The sequence below is a fragment of the Actinoplanes awajinensis subsp. mycoplanecinus genome (assembly GCF_001509495.1).
GTDB classification, from domain to species: domain Bacteria; phylum Actinomycetota; class Actinomycetes; order Mycobacteriales; family Micromonosporaceae; genus Actinoplanes; species Actinoplanes palleronii.
Genome location: NZ_LLZH01000001.1, coordinates 145,985 through 164,152, shown reverse-complemented (window position 1 = coordinate 164,152; position 18,168 = coordinate 145,985). Strand labels below are relative to the sequence as shown.

Annotated in this window: 17 protein-coding genes and 2 tRNA genes; 8 read left to right on the top strand and 11 right to left on the bottom strand. The window is 69.1% G+C overall.

Features of this window, described 5'->3' with window-relative positions:
* Window positions 1-197: 197 nt before the first annotated feature.
* Window positions 198-1,376, bottom strand: coding sequence for a YihY/virulence factor BrkB family protein (locus ADL15_RS00685; RefSeq protein ID WP_232343831.1), 1,179 nt, complete (start codon window positions 1,374-1,376; stop codon window positions 198-200).
* A gap of 574 nt (window positions 1,377-1,950) precedes the next feature.
* Here ADL15_RS00685 and ADL15_RS00680 point away from each other — a divergent pair.
* Window positions 1,951-2,961 carry an apurinic/apyrimidinic endonuclease family protein gene (locus ADL15_RS00680; protein WP_067683877.1) on the top strand — a complete coding sequence of 337 codons (1,011 nt, stop codon included), beginning with the start codon at window positions 1,951-1,953 and terminating at the stop codon, window positions 2,959-2,961.
* Window positions 2,962-3,030: 69 nt separating this feature from the next.
* On the opposite strand, the gene ADL15_RS00675 is transcribed toward ADL15_RS00680, so the two are convergent.
* Window positions 3,031-3,345, bottom strand: coding sequence for a hypothetical protein (locus ADL15_RS00675; protein WP_067683874.1), 315 nt, complete (start codon window positions 3,343-3,345; stop codon window positions 3,031-3,033).
* Between the two features lie 241 nt (window positions 3,346-3,586).
* Here ADL15_RS00675 and ADL15_RS00670 point away from each other — a divergent pair.
* From ADL15_RS00670 to ADL15_RS00655, 5 genes are all read left to right on the top strand, one after another.
* Window positions 3,587-3,659: transfer RNA gene (locus tag ADL15_RS00670), tRNA-Asn, on the top strand.
* A 101-nt stretch (window positions 3,660-3,760) separates the two neighbouring features.
* A complete protein-coding gene (locus tag ADL15_RS00665) occupies window positions 3,761-4,669 on the top strand; it encodes a hypothetical protein (RefSeq protein ID WP_067683871.1) in 909 nt (302 codons plus the stop codon).
* A gap of 105 nt (window positions 4,670-4,774) precedes the next feature.
* Window positions 4,775-6,037 (top strand): NAD(P)/FAD-dependent oxidoreductase, encoded by a 1,263-nt coding sequence (locus ADL15_RS00660; RefSeq protein ID WP_067683868.1) that lies wholly within the window; start codon window positions 4,775-4,777, stop codon window positions 6,035-6,037.
* A gap of 59 nt (window positions 6,038-6,096) precedes the next feature.
* The gene (locus tag ADL15_RS53875; RefSeq protein WP_198170435.1) at window positions 6,097-6,270 is read left to right on the top strand and encodes a hypothetical protein; all 174 of its coding nucleotides are present in this window, start codon (window positions 6,097-6,099) and stop codon (window positions 6,268-6,270) included.
* Between the two features lie 47 nt (window positions 6,271-6,317).
* Window positions 6,318-6,391, top strand: a tRNA-Ile gene (locus ADL15_RS00655).
* A 417-nt stretch (window positions 6,392-6,808) separates the two neighbouring features.
* On the opposite strand, the gene ADL15_RS00650 is transcribed toward ADL15_RS00655, so the two are convergent.
* The 5 genes from ADL15_RS00650 to ADL15_RS56965 all read right to left on the bottom strand — a co-directional run bounded on the left by ADL15_RS00650 (window position 6,809) and on the right by ADL15_RS56965 (window position 10,822).
* A complete protein-coding gene (locus ADL15_RS00650; RefSeq protein ID WP_067683865.1) occupies window positions 6,809-6,997 on the bottom strand; it encodes a hypothetical protein in 189 nt (62 codons plus the stop codon).
* 353 nt (window positions 6,998-7,350) lie between these two features.
* Window positions 7,351-8,823 (bottom strand): restriction system modified-DNA reader domain-containing protein, encoded by a 1,473-nt coding sequence (locus ADL15_RS00645; protein WP_198170434.1) that lies wholly within the window; start codon window positions 8,821-8,823, stop codon window positions 7,351-7,353.
* Between the two features lie 670 nt (window positions 8,824-9,493).
* A complete protein-coding gene (locus ADL15_RS00640) occupies window positions 9,494-9,823 on the bottom strand; it encodes a type II toxin-antitoxin system HicB family antitoxin (RefSeq protein WP_067683861.1) in 330 nt (109 codons plus the stop codon).
* Window positions 9,824-10,136: 313 nt separating this feature from the next.
* A complete protein-coding gene (locus tag ADL15_RS50875) occupies window positions 10,137-10,544 on the bottom strand; it encodes a PIN domain-containing protein (protein WP_083970803.1) in 408 nt (135 codons plus the stop codon).
* Window positions 10,544-10,822, bottom strand: coding sequence for a FitA-like ribbon-helix-helix domain-containing protein (locus ADL15_RS56965; protein ID WP_394326901.1), 279 nt, complete (start codon window positions 10,820-10,822; stop codon window positions 10,544-10,546). The genes ADL15_RS50875 and ADL15_RS56965 overlap by 1 nt, the downstream gene beginning before the upstream one ends.
* A gap of 484 nt (window positions 10,823-11,306) precedes the next feature.
* Between ADL15_RS56965 and ADL15_RS00625 the strand changes: the two genes are divergently transcribed.
* The gene (locus ADL15_RS00625) at window positions 11,307-11,870 is read left to right on the top strand and encodes a hypothetical protein (protein WP_157441075.1); all 564 of its coding nucleotides are present in this window, start codon (window positions 11,307-11,309) and stop codon (window positions 11,868-11,870) included.
* On the opposite strand, the gene ADL15_RS56960 is transcribed toward ADL15_RS00625, so the two are convergent.
* From ADL15_RS56960 to ADL15_RS00615, 4 genes are all read right to left on the bottom strand, one after another.
* Window positions 11,850-11,984: a toxin-antitoxin system HicB family antitoxin gene (locus tag ADL15_RS56960; protein ID WP_394326900.1), complete on the bottom strand. Its 135-nt coding sequence runs from the start codon at window positions 11,982-11,984 to the stop codon at window positions 11,850-11,852. The two genes, ADL15_RS00625 and ADL15_RS56960, sit on opposite strands and share 21 nt — an antisense overlap.
* A gap of 142 nt (window positions 11,985-12,126) precedes the next feature.
* A complete protein-coding gene (locus ADL15_RS50865; RefSeq protein ID WP_198170433.1) occupies window positions 12,127-12,669 on the bottom strand; it encodes an aspartate-alanine antiporter-like transporter in 543 nt (180 codons plus the stop codon).
* Window positions 12,570-13,775 (bottom strand): aspartate-alanine antiporter-like transporter, encoded by a 1,206-nt coding sequence (locus ADL15_RS00620; RefSeq protein ID WP_083970790.1) that lies wholly within the window; start codon window positions 13,773-13,775, stop codon window positions 12,570-12,572. The genes ADL15_RS50865 and ADL15_RS00620 overlap by 100 nt, the downstream gene beginning before the upstream one ends.
* Window positions 13,772-14,530 carry an aquaporin gene (locus ADL15_RS00615; protein ID WP_083970789.1) on the bottom strand — a complete coding sequence of 253 codons (759 nt, stop codon included), beginning with the start codon at window positions 14,528-14,530 and terminating at the stop codon, window positions 13,772-13,774. The genes ADL15_RS00620 and ADL15_RS00615 overlap by 4 nt, the downstream gene beginning before the upstream one ends.
* 339 nt (window positions 14,531-14,869) lie before the next feature.
* Here ADL15_RS00615 and ADL15_RS00610 point away from each other — a divergent pair, with 339 nt between their 5' ends.
* On the top strand, window positions 14,870-18,157 hold the full coding sequence (locus ADL15_RS00610; protein WP_232343829.1) for a TIM-barrel domain-containing protein: 3,288 nt from the start codon (window positions 14,870-14,872) through the stop codon (window positions 18,155-18,157).
* The last annotated feature ends 11 nt before the right edge of the window (window positions 18,158-18,168 follow it).

The following is an 18,168-nucleotide window of genomic DNA, read 5'->3' as shown; positions in this document are numbered from 1 at the left end:
CCGAAAGTCCCCACGTAGCGGCTTTTTGCGCTGTGTGTGGGGAGTTTGGGTGAGCTCCGCACCAAAAGTCCCCACGCATAGCTTGAGGCGACGATGTGTGGGGAGTTTGGGTGAGCTGCGCGCCGAAAGTCCCCACACACAGCGCGGGGCCGGTGCCGGCCGGCAGCCCCGTGCTCGGTCGGTCGGCGCCGGAGTGGTCAGCCCTGGCTCAGGCCGTGTTCGGAGCCCTTCTTGAGCTTGCGGGTGTCGCGGAGCTCCAGGAACGGCTCCTCGTCGGCCGGGTGGCCGGCCGCGATGGCCCGGCCGCGCTCCAGCTCGGCGTCCAGCTCGGCGCCGAGCATGATGGCCATGTTGGAGATCCAGAGCCAGACCAGGAAGGCGATGACACCGCCGAGGGTGCCGTACGTCTTGTTGTAGTTGGCGAAGTTCGCCAGGTAGATGGCGAAGCCGCCGGAGGCGATCACCCAGAGCAGCACCGCGAAGATGCCGCCCGGGCTGACCCAGCGGAAGCCGCCGGTCTTGGCGTTCGGCGAGGCCCAGTACAGGATCGCGAACATCAGGCTGACCAGGATCACCAGCACCGGCCACTTGGCGATGTTCCAGGTCAACACGGCCGCGTCGCCGAGACCGATCTTCTCGCCGACCACCCGGGCCAGATCGCCGGTGAACACGACGATGGCCGCGGAGGCGATCAGCATCACGCCGACGATCGCGGTGACACCGACCCGGATCGGCAGGGTCTTCCAGATCGGCCGGCCCTCCGGCACGTCGTAGATGGCGTTCGAGGCGCGCATGAACGCGGCGATGTACCCGGACGCCGACCAGAACGCGACGAGCAGACCGAGGATCGCGGCGAGCCCGGCGTTCCCGGTGCCCTGCACCTGGTCGAGCACCGTGTTGACCATGTCGCGCATCTCGCCGCTGGGGGTGATCTGGCCGACCGCGTCCTGAACGGTCCGCTGCCCGGTGTCGCCGAGCATGCCGAGCACCGAGACGATCACCAGGACGCCCGGGAAGATCGACAGGACGCCGTAGTAGGTGAGCGCGGCGGCCCAGTCCGAGACGTTGTCCTCGGAGAACTGCTTGAAGGCCCGTTTCACCGCGGCGAACAGGGCCTTGCCGCGCAGCTGGGACGGCTTGTCCGGGCCGTCGTCCGGCCCGGCCCCGGTGCGGTTGCCGGGTTTCCGGGTGCCGCCGACGTCGGTGGTGCTCGCCGCGGCCAGATCGAAGTCGTTACTGCCACGCTTCCGGGCGGCGGCATCGTCCTCGCCGGTCGCGGGAACGCCGGGCTTCCGGGCGTCGGAAGCGGCGTCGGAAGCGGCGTCGGAGTCGGATGCGGAGTCGTGCTGCCCTTCCGGGCGGTGACCGAGTCTCATGCGGGGCTTCCCTTCGGGCGGAGCGGCCGGTCGCCGCGCGCCGCCCTCCCCGCTGCGACGTGCGAATACGACCTGGTGACGCAGTGCCCGGCCGCGCCGGTCGCTAACCCTCCGGCGACCGTCCCGGCACGCCGGGGTGATGACCGGAGGGCAAGGCAGGCATTTGCCGCGTGCGGGGGCACGCAGCGTACGCACGAGCAGTCGAACGTTGCATGTCCATTTGTTCAGATAGCGCACGCATCCGACCGTCCGAAAACGCTCTCTCGGATGTCGCCGCACGTTGCTACTCGCTGCTCACCCGGGTCGCGGAGATCGTCGAGTACCTATCCGGGTGACGGGTTTTGATCATGAATCCGCCGGTCACCGTGTCGCACGGCAAGTACGCCGATGATCCGTGTCACGCCGCACGCTCGTATCGGAGGGCAGAACATTCCAGGATGGAGGCGGTCATGGCATCCCGGCGGCTGGGTACTGGTGGATCAAGGGTCGTGCCGCGGATGGTCCATACTGGATCCGTTAGCACGCGCCGATGCACGTGCACCTGCACGGGTGGTCTCGTCCCGGGAGGAAATTGATGCGGCTACGACATCCTTCCGGCCGCATAGTGCACCTCACCTGCGGCGTCAGCCTATCCGAGGCGCTGACCCCGGCCGATGCGTTCACGACGCTCGAGGCGGCCGCCGCGGCGCTCCGGGCCGGCCTGTCCGGCACCTCGGGCACGCTGGGGATCGCCCTCCGGCTGTCCCACCCGCTCGCCGCCGCCCTCGTCGACGACGGGCGTGCCCGCACCCGGCTGCGTGCCGAACTCGACCGCCACGGCCTCGAAGTCGTCACGTTGAGCGGCGGGCCCGACGCCGAGGGCGGCGGCGCGCCCCCCGTCCAGGCGGAAGCGACGCAGGCGGAAACGACGCAGGCGGGGATCGAAAGCAGCGGCACGCCTCAGGTGCCAGCCGGGAGCAGCGGCACGCCGTCGGCACCGATCGCCCCGCTGCCCGACTGGAGCGAGCCGGCCCGCCTGCAGCACACCCTGGCGCTGGCCCGGATCCTCGTCGACATGCTGCCCGACGAGGAGGTCCGGGGCGCGATCAGCACCTGCGGCCTGGGTCGCCGGGAGGACTGGGACGAGGCGCACGAGCGGGACGGCGCCCGGCACCTGCGCCGGCTCTCCGGCGGCCTCGCCGACCTGGCCTGGCGGGTCGGGCGCGCGGTCCGCTGCGGCTTCCGGCCCGAACCGGGGTACGTCCTGGACACCCCGGAGCAGACCGTCACCGCGCTGACCAAGGTGGACAAGGACCGGCTCGGCGTCTGCCTGGACCTGACCCGGGTGGCGCTCGACTGGCCCGCCCCGCTGGACGGCATCGACCGGCTCACCGACGCGGGACTCTCGGTGATCACCGTGCGGATCACCGACCCGGCGGTCGCCTGGCAGCCACTGCTGCGCCACCTGCTCGCCGCGGACACCGCCCGCACCGAGTACATCGAGATCGACACGGCCGGGCCCGGTGCGGCTGACCTGACGTACGTGCTGGAGCAGTTGACCAGCCTCGGTCTGGTGCCGGAGCACGAACCCTGCACCGCGCCCTGATCGTGCGCACACATGGCTGAGGCCGCCCCGGATCGGGGCGGCCTCAGCCATGTGTGCGGTGTTGCTCGTTCAGTAGGTGCTGCCGGGACCCTTGGTGCCGGAGAGGGAGTCCGTCGGGGCCAGCAGTTCGTCCGTGCTGTCGGTGCCGGTGCTGGAAGTGGTGCCGAGCTTCTCACCGAGCTTGGACGACTGGATCTTGTCCTTGCCTTCGGTGTAGAGCTTGTTCGCCTGGGCCTGCGCCACGCCGGCGGCCTCCTGGACCGTCGGGTGCTCCCAGAACTTCTGGGCGTTCGCCCGGATCTCTTCGTACTTCTCGCGACCGGCCCGGCTACCCAGGACGAAGCCCGCCGCAAGACCGCCGAGGAACAAGAGCTTTCCGCGCATGATGGCGGCTCCTTCCGTTGTCGTGACGCAAGTGCGTCTGCCAGGTGCATACCCATCCTGCCGCGCCGGTACTCCCTCTATCCCTGTTTCCGACCTGTTGCCCGAAGTTGCACGACACGTCAGGGCAGGTCAGCGCCCTTGTCCCGGCGCGGCGTGACCCGCCGGGGTATCCCCTTCGCGCAAGACCCGGTCGATCGTGTAATCTTCACTCCGTTGCCAGGGAAACCCGGCGGCAGCACGATCCCCTGTAGCTCAATTGGCAGAGCAGCCGGCTGTTAACCGGCAGGTTATTGGTTCGAGTCCAATCGGGGGAGCTCCACTTCAAGGCCCGCTTCGGCGGGCCTTCGTTGTTTTCCGGGTCCAGGTCCGCCGTTACTCCCTGGCCGACAAAGATCTTTTCCCGTACGTTCCGCGCGTGCCGTTCCCGCCCGGAAGTCCCGACCGGTCCACCCTCGACCGGTCGCCGCGCCGCGCCCGCCTCGCCGAGCTCGTCGGCCGTCCCTACGGCCTGGCGCTGCTGTGCCTGTTCCTCGCCGCGGGGTGCCTCTGGTGGGCGGTCGACGTGGTGCGGGAGGGTGATGCCGCCGCGCTCCTGGCGCTCCCGTTCGCGCTGCTCGGGATGTTGCTCTTCGGCGGCGGGCTGTACGGCTGCGTGGCCGAGATCCGCCGGGACCGGCCGCCGGCGACGGACCGCCCGGTCACCACGGTGCGGAACTTCGCCGGCTGGGTGGAGCGCCGCGACCTGGTGCGGGTACGCCGTCTGGCCGGGGTGCTGCAGGACACGCCGGGCTGGCTGGCCCCGGCGGAACTCGCCGAACTGGGCCGGTGCCCGGACCTCCTGGACGCGCTGTTCTTCCACGCCCGCCGCGGCGACCTGGCGGCAGAGTTGCGGATCTCCGCCGACCGGGTGCGAGCCGGTGCTGCTCGCCGTCCGGACGCGGAGGGCTCGGACGCGGGTGTGCCCGGAGCGCTGGACGTGGTGCTGGCCACCCTGGACCGGGACGGGCGGGTGCGGGAGGCGGCGGTACGACGGATGGCCGCGGAACTGCTGCCCGGGCAGGAGTGGTTCCTGGTGGAGCGGGCGGTCGATCATGTCGCGGCGATCCGGGCGGTGGCGCTCACCGCGATCGAGGAGTGGCTGGTGGAGGACCGGGAGCGGGTGGCGCCGGTGCTTCGGCAGGCGTTCCGGCGAGTGGCCGGCCGGGACCGGGCGGTGCCGCTGTCCGAGCTGCTGGAGCGTCGGGGACCGGATTCGTGCCGCGATGGAGGGTTGACGTGTCGCGGGGGCGGGGACTGGGACGGGTGCTCAGGTCGTACCGGATAAAGGTTTTGATCTTGGGGTTTTTGGGGCCCCTGGCGCTTTTGGTCCCTTGGCGCCGAGTGCACGGTTACGCTGAGGCCTGCGTTGTTCGCTGTCAGTGAGGTGGTTATGTCGCAGCCGGTTGAGGTGGACGTCGTGATTGTCGGCGGCGGGCTCGCCGGGCTGTCCGCCGCGCGCCGACTGGACCGTGCCGGGGTGGATTGGCTGCTGGTGGAGGGCTCCGACCGGGTCGGCGGGCGGGTCGCGACCGACGTCGTCGACGGCTGGCACCTGGACCGCGGCTTCCAGGTGCTGAACACCGCTTACCCGCGGCTCTCCGCGCTGGTCGACGTGGATGCGCTGGACATGCGGTATTTCACCTCCGGGGTGCTGGTGCGCCGCGCCGGTGGGCTGCACCGGCTGGAGAACCCGCTGCGTGAACCGCTCACCACCCCGCAGACCCTGCTCTCCGGGGTCGGCTCGCTCACCGACCGGCTGAAGTTCGCCGCGCTCGCCACCCGCTGCGCCACCACACCGGCCGCCCGGCTGCTGGCCGCGCCGGAGACCACCACCCAGGAGATGCTCCGCAAAGCCGGCCTCTCGCACCGGATCATCGAGGAGGTGTTGCGGCCGTTCCTCTCCGGTGTCTTCGGCGACCGGTCGCTGGACACCTCCAGCCACGTCACGGCGATGGTGCTGCGGTCGTTCACCCGCGGGCGGATCGGGGTGCCGGCCGCCGGGATGGCCGCGCTGCCCGCCGCGATCGCCGGGCCGCTGCCGTTCCCGCAACTGCTGATCGGGGCGCGCACGCTGAGTGTCGGCCCAGGCCTCGTGGTCACCGAGGGTGGCGAGGTGCACTGCCGCGCGGTGATCGTCGCGACTGACCCGGTGACCGCTTCTGCCCTGCTGCCGCAGCTGCCCACGCCGGACATGCACGGGCTGACCACGTTCTACTTCGGCGCCGCCCAGGCACCGATCGACGAGCCGATCCTGCTGCTCGACGGCGACCGGCGGGAGATCATCGCCAACACGGTGGTGCTCAGCAACGCGGCACCGGAGTACGCCCCGAGCGGCCGCAGCCTGATCGCCGCGTCGGTGGTCGGCGTCTCCGCCCCGTCCAGCGCCTCCGAAGCGGTCATCCGCGTCGAGCTGGCCCGGATGTACGGCGTACCGACCGACGACTGGGAACTGCTCGAAGTGATCAGCATCCCGCACGCCCTGCCCTCGGCCCGCGTCCCGCAGAACACCCTGCGCAAGCCGGTCGCGCTCGGCAACGGCTTGTTCGTCGCCGGTGACCACCGCGACAGCCCATCCCTGCAGGGGGCGATGGCCGGTGGCTGGCGCACCGCCGGCGAAGTCCTGGCGTCACTCGGCGCCCGAGTCGGGGCCTAGGCGCGCAGTGTTGTATATAACCGTTTATATCGGATATTCAGCCCCGTTGTGGAGACCTGATGAGCGATCTGAACCCGGAGAATTTCGCTGAATTCTGCACTCAGGACGGCCCGGGATGCCCGGGCCTCGGCGAGGAGGCCGGCCCGGCGACAGCCGACCTGCAGCCGGCCGACATGGTCTCGGATCCCCGATACCAAATCGTTTTGTTGCCACAGACGCTGGTGGAGCGATAGATCGCTAGCTGCGGGAGCAGGGCGCGGGATAGTATCGCCGCCGGTACGGGGCGGTAGCTCAGTGGGTTAGAGCAGGGGACTCATAATCCCTCGGTCGCGGGTTCGAGTCCCGCCCGCCCCACGTTTTCCTTCTGGGGGCGACCCCCAGACCCCACGTTACGGTGGGGCTCTGGGCGGTCCGCCAGCGGTCGTCGCCTGGTTGGCGATCTCAGCCCGAGCCGGCTCCGTGGCTGCGTGGCGCGGCGATCCGCATCCTGCTTCCGGATCTGACCGAGCTGGCGGTGATCCCATCCCGCGCCGATCCGGCCGGTGACGATCTCGCGGTCCGTAAGCGCTGGTATTGCCGGATCAACTATTTCTGGATCAAGGCGCTCGCGCAACTGCTGCGCGGCCCGTCGTCCTCGGCCTGCTGGCGGACTCCGCCCGGCGTCGGTCGGCGCACCGGCCGATGCGTGCCTCAGCGCATGGCTGGGAGGTCATGCTGCGGGCGTGCTGCGATCATCGATGATGTCGTCATGGGCCATGAGTACTACACCCTTCACAACCTCCCGCCTGCAACGCCGACGATGTACAGATGGCCCTGGACCGCGAGGACATCGCTGGTGCCCTGGTCGGATGCGCGCTGTACGGTGACGGCGACTGGAGAGATGCACAGGATCTCTACCTGACCCTCCTCGATCACGATGACCGCCAGGTCCAGGCACTCGCCGCTACCTGCCTTGGGCACGTGGCGAGGGTTTACGGCCGACTTTACGAGGATCGCGTAGTCGCGGCGCTCTGCCAGGCGCGTGCCCGACCCTACGTGTGGCGACTTGCCCGCCCATGGACCTGGTTCTGACACCATCGCTTGAATGCGGCAGAAGCGGGCGGAAGGTGAGCGTGTGGTCACGCTCAAGTTGCTGCCGCGCCGCTTCGCGGCTTGCCCCCGAACACGGTGGTCAGGTGTTTGCCTAGCCGGGAACGGCGCAATGCCCGCCGGTTGGTGACCGGCGGGCGCTGGGGCCGGCCAGGCCGGTACCCACGTTGCTGTACAGCATAGATGCCGTATCGACAGCAAGCACGGTAGCCGGCTTGCGATCGCTACTTGTCGAAAGTGCGGATCACAGTCAAAAAGTTCCGCAGTCGATTTACGTCAGACTGGGGAATTGGGTCGGGGTTGTTGAAGTGAGTGACTTTGTTGCGAATCTTTCGAATCTCTTCTAAATGTTCACCGAAGACCTTTCGGTCAAGGTCCCAACCGAGTTTTTCCCAGCAATCACTATTCCTGAGAACGGCTAGGTAGTCGCCCATCGTCATGTCGTCGAACGATTGGAGGTCTGTGCCTGCCATGCAGACCAGTTGGATGTCTTCAATTTCGAAGCGGCTTCGAATCAGGTGACGTAACTCTTGATCAACCTCGCCGATCAAGAAGAACGGCGTGGCCATCTGGTCGTAGACATGTACCACGTCAGCAGCGGTCACGATGCCGTAGATTCGCTTGTCATGTGATCTGACGAAGACGAACTCCTCCTTCAGGAGGGCGTCAAGTACGTCCAGTAGGCGGGTGTCGTACGGGTAGTCCCTTGCCGGTTTCATGGCATCGCCAAGGGTGATATCGGTTCCGGCTTGCCGGGCAACCGCAATCGATCGCCAGGTGACAGCGCCGCGGAGATCGCGTTCTCCAGATAGAACAGGGACCTGCGAGAAATCGTTCATGACCATCTGAGTAACAGCTTCATTCAGTGACGCGGATGGTTTCACTGAGATCAGTCGATGGTCATCCGGCAGTAAGTTGCCGAGAGTCTGCCCAATTTCGGGACTTTCTTCCTCGTCGGAAGCAAGGGTCGGGCTGAAGGAACGAGGCGTCGCTGTCAGTTCTGCCGCCTTGTCTGCTTGTGACGGCTCTTCAGGTCCGGGAGTCACCGTTAGAGTGATGACCGTATCGAGACCGACGGCCCGGAAGTCTGGCACTGTCAACAGCCCGTGGTTAGCCAGGTCAGCGTCAATCTGCGTGACGACCTCGCGGTCTCGTTCCTGCGCCCCCCATCGCCTGAGCAGGTCGCGCACGGTCAACTGCTCTGGACCCCCGGCCTCCGCGCGGGTTCGAGCCTCCGCGAGTTCCGCGAGCCGGTTAACCGCAATGCCAACGGCGTCCAGGTCTAGTTCGCGGGGCTCATCCGGCGTTGCTTGATTGGCCACCGATTTGAGCAGTTCCTGACGCAGTTGGTCCAGCAATGGCCCATCTTCACCAACGCGCCAGGCGTACCAGCCATCGGTGGCCGTACCGCTGACGTCGTCAGCCGCGCGCGATGGCGAGGCGAAATCCTGGCCGTCAGCCACCCTGATGCGTCCATTGGCAGTCACCACAGCACGGTGGATCTCGCCGATCCTTGGGCGCTCGAAGATGAGCTCCTGGCCCGGACTGAGTAGACCAGCCTTGATCAAATCCATGATCCGCACTCGGCGGCCGTTGATCAGAAAGCTCTTACGGCGGGATACGTCATCCGACGATGTCATCCGGAAGTCTCCGTTGGATGGCTGGGTGGCGTGAGTGAGTGTGGACAGATCAGCCATGATAGGCGTGGTTTGCCGCTACGGCGGCAGCCACAGTGATTATGACCGCCCTGTCCAGCAGGCGACGACGCGTTGCGGCCGAGCAAGATCGAGTAGTCCGCATTCAATCCGCACGAAGTCCGCGGAGGCAGTGGAACGCTATCAGATCTTGACAAGTGTTTCCGCAGCTCAGTGGACATCCGTGCAGCTAGATCAACTGGCCCGTTTAATCTCTTAGTCCCTCGGCCGCGGGTTCGAGTCCCGCCCGCCCCACATTTCTTTCTGGGGGCGACCCCAGGCCCCACGTTACGGTGGGGCTCTGGGTGGTCCGCCAGCGGTCGTCGCCTGGTTGGCGATCTCAACCCGAGCCGGCTCCGTGGCTGCGTGGCGCGGCGATCCACATCCTGCTTCCGGATCTGACCGAGCTGGCGGTGGTCCCATCCCGCGCCGATCCGGCCGGTGACGATCTCGCGGTCCGTAAGCGCTGGTATTGCCGAATCAACTATTTCTGGATCAAGGCGCCCGCGCAACTGCTGCGCGGTCCGTCGTCCTCGGCCTGCTGGCGGCCTTCGGTCGGCATCGGCTGGGGCGACGGGCCGTCCGCAGCTAGCCGTGACGATCGCACAGAGTGGTGGGGTGCCGGCGATCGATGCCGCACCGCTTCGCGGCTTGGCGCCCTCTCGCGGAACCGTCAGGCGCCGGCCAGGCGTGAGGAGGCCAGCGCGTTCAGGGAGACGCCCTGTTCGGCCGCGCGGACGGCCAGACGGCGGTGGACCTCTTCGGGTACGCGGACTTGAAACTTGCCGGAGTAGTGCCGATCGGCGATCGCCGCGGGGGGCGTTTCACCGGAGGCTTCCATGTCGGCGACGATCTCTTCGGCGATGCGCTGGATACCGATGAAGGCCTCCATCCGGTCCTCGGCGAGCCAAGAGACGGAGGGCAGCTCGGCGACGGTGCCCACGTATTCGTCGTCCTCGGCTGACCAGTGGACTCGGTAGGTGTAGTGGTCCGCCACGCTCACGATCGCTCCTCCAGCTTCTCGATCGCGGTCAGCACCTGCTTGACCTGGTAGGGCTTTGCCTTGCCGCCCTTGTCTTGAATGTTGACCCGAGGGTCTCCGGGCCACAGCATCTTGAACACGTAGTGCGATGTGCCCTGCGATCGTGGTCCCCGAAGTGCAGCCGGCAGACGAACAACAGGTCCGCGAACGGGATATTGTTCGGATTCCGGCGCATCTCCGCTAAGACCTTCGCCAGTCTGTCGGCCACATCGCCGACGATACTCCGTTCAGTATCACCGGTGATACTACGATCGGTCGGAGACCGATCCTTGATTCAGCTGCTGCGTGGGCGATCCATCGGTCCGGGTTCCGGTGGGCCAGGCCGTGGTTGCTGCCGCGCCGCTTGGCGGCTTGCCCCTGAGAAGAAGGGGCGTGGTGATGCCGCGGGTTGCCGGCCGCCGTGCGGAGCGGTGAGTGCCGGACAGCTGCGGGTGTTGGCGGCGGCGAGGTCGAAAGGGAGGACCTGGCGGGGGAAGGCAGCGAACACCTCGTCGGCAGCCTGGTACAGACGATCCCGGCGTTGCCCGCCCGGCAGACGCGCGATGCCGTACCGGATTTCGGCGACGGTGACCGCTGTCGTATACAACCCGATGCCGAAACTCTGCCGTAGCCAGGCGAGCACGGCAGGATCAGGCTCTGCCCGCATGAGTTCGGAGACGATGTTGGTATCGAGGACGATCATCACTCAGGCAAGCGCGCGGCTCGGGGTGAGGTGGTACGCCCTGGCAGGTCCAAGTCGACGCCACCGAGCTGGCTGAAACGTTCGGTGAGTGTGCCGAAGAGGTCGGTGCCCGTGGTGTCCTCGGTCGCCGCTGTGGTCAGGATGGCGCGGATCTCCGCTTCCACGGACCGGCCGTTCCTGGCGGCGCGCGAGCGCAACGCCTCCTCGACCGTGTCGTCGAGGTCCCTGATACTCAGCTCCGCTATGACGCGTCCCCTCGCTCGCGGGCCTGTCGGCACCAACGCTAGCGCGATCGACTGGCCCACGGGACCGTCGCCTCCGCACAGGGTCTCCTGCGCAACGATCGGCTCGTCGTCGGGCCGGGTAGGGGTCCGTATCCTGCTTGCGGATCTGACCCGGCTGGCGATGGTTCCATCCCGCGCTGAGACGGCCAGCGACGAACCTACGGTCTGCGAGCGCGCCGTCGGCTACGCGTTGCGCCCAGGTTTCAGCCCGGTGGCAGGCGCCGCGACGCACAAAAGAATTCCGGGCCACCGAAGCAGCCGGCAGCTCCGGGGCTTTCTGATGCACGTTGGTGCGACGCCTTCGGAGTGCACTCCGTTATCTTCAGTCCAAGCAAGGTCAGTGTCGCCCTCAGGGTCGTGACCTTGAGGGCGACGGGCGGGTCGCCCCGTACGCCGGATGCTGCGATCTAGCCTGACCAACCTGCCTGATGCTCGACGGCTCGCCCAAGCGCCGATGAATGATCGCTACCGTGGGTGATTGAAGGCCGTGCGTGTGCGAGTCGCGACGTTGCACGGCAAGCTGGACGAGCGACCTGCCGGAGATGGGCCGATGACCCGGCCTCGGTTGATCCGCTGCGCGGCTGCGGTACTGAGCGTCGTCCTGCTCGCGAGCTGCAGCGGTGACGTCGTCGGCGAGGACGTCATGCCCCTGGCGAGGGGTGAGAGTCTCGACGAGATGCGGCAGCAAGCCGGCAGGATCTTGGCGCGTTACGACGCCGCGGTCGCCAAGGCCGGTTCGTCGGCGTCACCGAGCGTGGAGGTCCCGTTCTGGGACGCCGGAGGCCTGCTAGCGGGCAAGGCCATCGACGCTGCTGAGCCTCTGGGCAGACGCGCAGTCCTGGAAGCGAGGCAGGGGTCAACACTTCTGGATCAAGGCGCCGTCAGTCTTCCCGGCACCTTCGCGCAGGGCTTGACGGCACTCGGAGGCCACTTCGCCGCGCTCGGAGAGGAGTTCCATCAGCCGCTCTCTGTCCGCTGCCGCACAGTACCGTCATCCGTTGACGAGCCTCCCGCGGAACCGTCAGGCGCCGTCCAGGCGTGAGGAGGCCGGCGCGTTCAGGGAGACGCCCTGTTCGGCTGCGCGGATGGCCAGACGGCGGTGGACCTCTTCGGGTACACGGACCTGGAACTTGCCGGAGTAGTGCCGGTCGGCGATGGCCGCGGGGGAGTTTCGCCGGTGGCTTCCATGTCGGCGACGATCGCTTCGGCGACGCGCTGGAGGCCGATCAAAGTGCTCGACCAGGCGTCGGCGGCGAAGTGGCAGGGGCGCGTTGCGGGCGGTATCGGCCCGGGGCCGGTCAGTGGTGGAGCAGCACGATCATCAGCTGTGCGATCAGGACTTTCAACACCATCGCGACCGGGAAGACCGTCGAGTACGCCAGGGCCGGCAACTCGTTCTTGGCCCGGTCCTCGGCGAACGTCAGCACGGCCGGGTTGGTGTCGATGCCGGCCATGACGCCCATCAGCCAGGACAGCGGCATGCGCAGCAGCCTGCCGGCGGCGATGCACGTGACGGCGGTTCCGGCCGCTACCAGCGCGCCGGCCGCGATCATCTTCCAGGCGCCACCGTCGGCGAACCCGCGTACGAAGGCGCCGCCGGATTTCAGCCCGACACCGGCGAAGAGCAGCGCTACACCGACCTGACGGAGAACCAGGATCGTCGACCGGGGCTGATGCCAGGTGAGGCGGCCGGTCCGGCCGACACGGCCCAGGGTCAGACCGGCGATGAGCGGCCCGGCGGCTAGGCCGAGACGCAGGCTAGCGCCACCGGCGAGCGGAATCGCGATCGTGCCCAGGAGCAGGCCCAGCGCGAGACCGAGGGTGAGGCCGGTGAAGTCCACCCGGGCCAGCGACTGGTCGGAGTCGCCCAGCAGTGCCGCACGTCAGGCATGTGGTCCCGGGTGGTGACGACGCGAACCCGGTCGCCGAGCAGCAGCCGGGTGGTGGGGGTCGCGATCAGGTCGTGGTCGCCACGCCGTACCCGGGTGATGAGCGCGTTGTGCCGCCGCGGCAGATCCAGGTCGCCGACGGCCGTGCCGACCAGCGCGGGGGCGGAGACGGTGATGCGGCGGAAGTCGAGGGTGCTGCGGTCCAGTGACAGTGCCGGCCAGGCGTTTTCGCCCAGGCGGATGACGAGGTCCCGGGTGGCGGCGCGGGTGCCGACGATCGACACCAGGTCACCGTCGTGCAGGGCGTCGGCCGTTCCGGCCAGGCACATCTGGTCGCCACGTCGCAGCCGAACCAGCAGCGCCTCGCCGTCGCGCGCCAGGTCGTCGGTGAGTCCACGGATGTCGGTGCCGGCGCCTCGGTTGACGCGCAGGGTCCGTTCGACCAGGCGTCTCGGGGCGGGGGCCAGATCGGTGTTCTCCGTGGCTTCGCGCTCGAAGTCGACTCGGACGAGGATCAGGTAGGTGACAAGAGCACCGATCATGGCGACGACGCCGTACCCGTAGGTCAGGCTCATGCCGACTGCCGCGTCATTGGCCAGGGCGCCCGCGCGGGCCGGGTCGATGGCGCGCAGCGCGTCCTGGGCAGCGCCGAGCGCAGGCACGTTCACCAGCGCGCCGGCGAACACTCCGGCAGCGGTGGAGGGGGTGAGGTGGAGGCAGGCCGCGGCCCCGGCGGCGAGCAGGGCCGCGACGGCGAGGACGCCGGCGACGAAGGCGTTGTCACGCAGACCGCGACGGCGCAGGGCGGCGAAGAAGGTGGGGCCGCTGGCAAGACCGATCAGGTAGACGAACAGGGCCAGGCCGAACTGGTCGGCGAAAGCCGGCAGTCGTAGCCGCTCGTCCAGGGCGCCGACGCCGAGACCGACGAAGAAGACCGCGGCGACGCCGAGCGCGACGCCGCGGATCCGGATGGTGCCGAGCAGGTGCCCGGCGCCGAGGACGACCGCGCACAGCAGAACGGTGTTGGCCGCCAGCATGGTGATCGGAGACAAGATCACCCTCGGTGTCGTGTGGTGGCCGCGCGGGGCGGTCGAGACGAGTCATGAGGCGTTGCGGCCCAGCGGGTCCGCCGGTCCTGCGGGTACAGGAGCGGGACCAGCGCGCATGCCACTGCCAGCCCTGCTGCCTGGGCCGACAGGAAACCCGGAACGGAACCGGGAGCTATGCCGGCTTCGGTGCCGGTGAACATCCGTGCGACGGTCACGGCGGGGTTGGCGAAGCACGTGGACGAGGTGAACCAGCAGGCCGCGCCGATGTAGGCGCCCACCGCGCCGGGGCCGGACGCGCCGCGGCCGGTGCGTACCAGGGCGGCGATGAGGAGCAGCAGGCCGGCGGTCGCGACGACTTCGCTCAGCAGCACGTGGCTGCCGGAGCGGCTGGTGCCCGCGATGGTCACCGCGGGCCGGTCGAACATCGCATTGCCCAGGACCGTACCGGCGAACGCGCCGGCCAGCTGGGCGCCGACGTAGCCCGCCAGATGCCTCGTGGTCAGTCCGGTCCCGGTGCGGCGGCCGAGAATCCAGTCGGCCGCGGACACGACCGGGTTGAAATGCGCATGCGAAACCGGTCCGAAGGTGTAGATCACGGCGACCAGGGCGAGCGCGACGGCGCCGGAGTTCTGCAGCAGCCGGAGGCCGGCGTCGCCCGGCGACAGGTCGGCCGCCATGGCGCTGGTGCCGACCACGGCCATGAGCAGGAGCGCGGTGCCGAGGAACTCGGCCAGCAGCCGCCGGCGTAGTGACGGATCATTCATGCTTGCTCCCGTCACTGTGCCGGCGGTGGCGAGCCGGCTTGTCGTGCCTGCTCGCAGCATAGGAACGCCGGCGTCCACCGGTGAGGGCCATCGGACCCGGCCGCCCGGGACCCAAGGCCGCTTCGGGGCGGAATGTCGGTGCGCTGCTCCTCGGCCGGGCGATCACCACGGTCACGGCGGGGGGAGTGGAACCGGGCCGGGGCCGGTCGTCCGCCGGGTGTGCCGTCGCGCCCAGCCGATCAGGCAATATCGATGATTGCCTATTGACACTCTCGTTCGGAGGGGCGAACGCTGGGTCCCGGCCGGGATGGCGAGCGTGTCGGGCAGGTAGGGGGCGTCGTGACGGGTCGCAGTCAGCTCTGCGTACGGATGGCCGTTCTTCTCGCGGTGCTGCTGACGCTGGCCGGCACACCGGGCACGGCGCTGGCCGCGCCCCGGCCGCCGGACGTCCGCGGGCAGAGCGTGCGCGTCGGCCACCTGCGGGTTCAGGTGCTCAGCCCGACGTTGCTCCGCCTGGAGTACGCGGCGGACGACGATTTCGAGGATCGTCCCACCTTCAACGCCGTCGATCGGGCTCCCGGGCACACCCCGTTCCGGGCCACCACCGGCCGCGGCGAACTGCAGGTCCGCACGAGCGCCGTGACTCTGCACTACCAACTGGACAGTGGCCCGGTCACGGCCGCCAACACCACGCTCGACCTCACCGTCGGCGGCCGGCGCACCAGCGTGCGGCCGGCGTTCGGCGCACAGCCCGGCGAGACGCTCGGCGGCTGGTACCGCGGTCTCGACTACTACGCCGGTCAGGCCGGTCCGGTCGATCAGCTCAGTCTGCACCCCGGGCTGCTCGACAAACAGGGGTGGTACCTGCTCGACGACACGGCGACCGCGGTGCGTACCGGTGCCGACTGGCTGGCGGCGCGGCCCGCACGCACGGGGACCTATCAGGACGGTTACCTCTTCGGGTACGGGCACGACTACCTGCGTGCGCTGGCCGACCTGCGTACGCTCACCGGCCCGTCGCTGCTCCCGCCGGAGTGGGCGTTCGGCACCTGGTTCTCCAAATACCAGGCCTACAGCGAAAGTGACTACGAGAACCAGATCCTGCCGGCGTTCAAGAGCAACCGGGTGCCGCTCGACGCACTGGTCATGGACACCGACTGGAAGGCGCCGAACCAGTGGGCCGGCTGGAACTGGAACACCACCCTGTTCCCGGACCCTGCCGCGTTCATCGCGCACCTGAGGTCGGAAGGCGTCAACGCCACCCTCAACGTCCACGCGGCGATCAGCGGCGACGACCCGCGCTTCGGGGCGGCGCAGGCCACCGCCAAGGGCAAGCTGCAGCCGTCCACCAACAGTTTCGCGCCGAACCCGTACCGCTTCGACTGGGGTGACCCCGACCAGGCCGCCGCGTTCGCGCAGTTGCACCAGCCGTTCGAGCAGCAGGGCGTACGCCAGTGGTGGCTGGACTACTGCTGCGACGACAGCACCGTGAGCACCCCCGGTGTCACCCCGGACAGCTGGGTCAACGAGCTGTACCGGCGCGACGGCGACGCGCGGGGACTGCGGGGCTTCGCCCTGTCGCGGATCGGGGCGTCCTTCCCGTCGTACACGACGGTCGGGGCCTCCGGCCCGTGGGCCGAGCATCGCAGCACCGTGCACTTCACCGGGGACACCGAGGCGACGTTCGCCACGCTCGCCTTCGCCGCGGCGATGACCCCGGCCGAGGGAGCGAGCATCGGCCAGTCGTACGTGAGCCACGACATCGGCAGCTTCGCCGGTAAGCACCTCAGCGACGATCTCTACCTGCGCTGGGTCCAGCTGGGCGCGTTCCAGCCGATTCTGCGGCTGCACTCCGACCACGGCGATCGGCTGCCCTGGGAGTACGACGACGCGGTGAGCGGACCGGCCGCCGATTTCCTGCGCCTGCGCGAGTCGCTGGTGCCGTACCTCTACACGGCGGCCCGGCAGAACCATGACAGCGGCATCCCGATGGCCCGGGCGCTCTATCTGACCTGGCCGGAGCAGGCCGAGGCCTACCAGCACGACACCGAGTACCTGCTGGGCGATTCGTTGCTGGTCGCGCCGGTCACCACGGCCGGCCTCAGCACCACCGCACCGGTCTGGTTCCCGCCCGGCACCTGGACCGATTTCTTCACCGGCGAGACGTTCCGCGGGCCGGTCACGCGTACGGTCGGCGCGTCGCCCGACCACATGCCGGTCTACGTGCGCGCCGGCGGCATCCTCGCGCAGCGCGCCGGCGACGTGAACATCGCCGGTCAGGCCAAGGACCGGCTCACCCTCACGGCATACCCGCACGCGTCGGGGACGACCTCGGTGTACGAGGACGGCGGTGAGGGTCTCGGCTACCGCGCCGGCCAGTACGCGCGCATCCCGGTCCGCTACACCGAGGGCAGGCGCTCCGCGCTCACTGTCGGCCCGGTCACCGGCGGGTACCCGGGTGCTCCGGCCAGTCGCCGTTACACCGTGGCGTTCGCCGGCGTGTCCCGCCCGCACCTGGTCACCGCCGGTGGCAGGCCCGCGCAGTGGACGTACGACGCGGTCCGGCACCTGCTCACCGTGACGGTGCCGAGCACCGCGTCCGGCCGGGCGGTGACCGTCGAGCACGACGGGGCGGTGCTCACCGTGGGCCAGCGGCCCGCCGTCGCCGCCACGTTCACCGCACCCGACGGGCTGCAGTCGGGTGCGACGAGCACGGTGGTGACCACCGCCACGAACCACGGACCGGGCACGATCACCGACGTGTCGGCCACCACCACGGTGCCCGCGGGGTGGGTGATCACTCCGCGTACGCCGACCACCGCTGCCTCGCTCGCCCCCGGCGCCACGTTCACGGTGACCTACGACGTGACGCCGGCCGGTGCCTCACCGCGGACGCAGCCCGCGACGGCGCACGTGGCGTACCGGAATCCCGACGGCACCGCGGCCGGCGTGCCCGCCGCGCTCACCGTTCCGCTGAAGCCGGTCGCGGTGACCTTCCGGGTCCTCGCGCCGCCGGGCACCCCGCCCGACGCGACGCTGTACGTGCCGGGCAGTATCGCCCAGCTGGGGCCGTGGGACCCGGCCAAGCAGCCGATGACCTACCGGGGCGACGGCGTCTGGGAGGCCACGGTGTCGATCCTCGACGGCACGGATGTGCAGTACAAGTACACCCGCGGCAGCTGGGACACCGTCGAGGAGTGGGGCACCATCACCGGGACGAACAACCGCAGCGTGACGATCGACGGCGGGATCACGCACACGATGCTCGTCGACGACACGTCCACCGCGTGGGGCAGCCCCGGTGTTCCGGACATCCACCAGGCGATCCGGTACTGGCGCGACCCGCTGGTCGTCGCCACGACCGCGACCGCCGGCGCGGTGACCGTACGGTTCGAGCGTGACATCCAGCCGACCGGCACGGACTACGCCGGCTCGGTCGCGGTGACCGGTCCGTCGGGCGCGGTCTCCGGCGCGGTGGCCGAGACCGAACCGGGCACGCTGGTCTGGACGCCCGCGGCGCCGCTGCCCGCCGGGTCGTACACGGGGATCGTGTCGCAGGTGACGAGCGCGGTGTCCGACGGTGTGCCGATCCAGAAGCCGTACTCGTTCGCCTTCACCGTGAGCTGATCAGCCGTGCG

Coding starts and splice junctions, on each gene's coding strand:
- ADL15_RS00615 (WP_083970789.1), bottom strand. CDS start 14,530: ATGAATGATCCGTCACTACGCCGGCGGCTGCTGGCCGAGTTCCTCGGC.
- ADL15_RS00675 (WP_067683874.1), bottom strand. CDS start 3,345: ATGCGCGGAAAGCTCTTGTTCCTCGGCGGTCTTGCGGCGGGCTTCGTC.
- ADL15_RS00680 (WP_067683877.1), top strand. CDS start 1,951: ATGCGGCTACGACATCCTTCCGGCCGCATAGTGCACCTCACCTGCGGC.
- ADL15_RS00660 (WP_067683868.1), top strand. CDS start 4,775: ATGTCGCAGCCGGTTGAGGTGGACGTCGTGATTGTCGGCGGCGGGCTC.
- ADL15_RS00685 (WP_232343831.1), bottom strand. CDS start 1,376: ATGAGACTCGGTCACCGCCCGGAAGGGCAGCACGACTCCGCATCCGAC.
- ADL15_RS50875 (WP_083970803.1), bottom strand. CDS start 10,544: ATGATCGTCCTCGATACCAACATCGTCTCCGAACTCATGCGGGCAGAG.
- ADL15_RS00645 (WP_198170434.1), bottom strand. CDS start 8,823: ATGGCTGATCTGTCCACACTCACTCACGCCACCCAGCCATCCAACGGA.
- ADL15_RS53875 (WP_198170435.1), top strand. CDS start 6,097: ATGAGCGATCTGAACCCGGAGAATTTCGCTGAATTCTGCACTCAGGAC.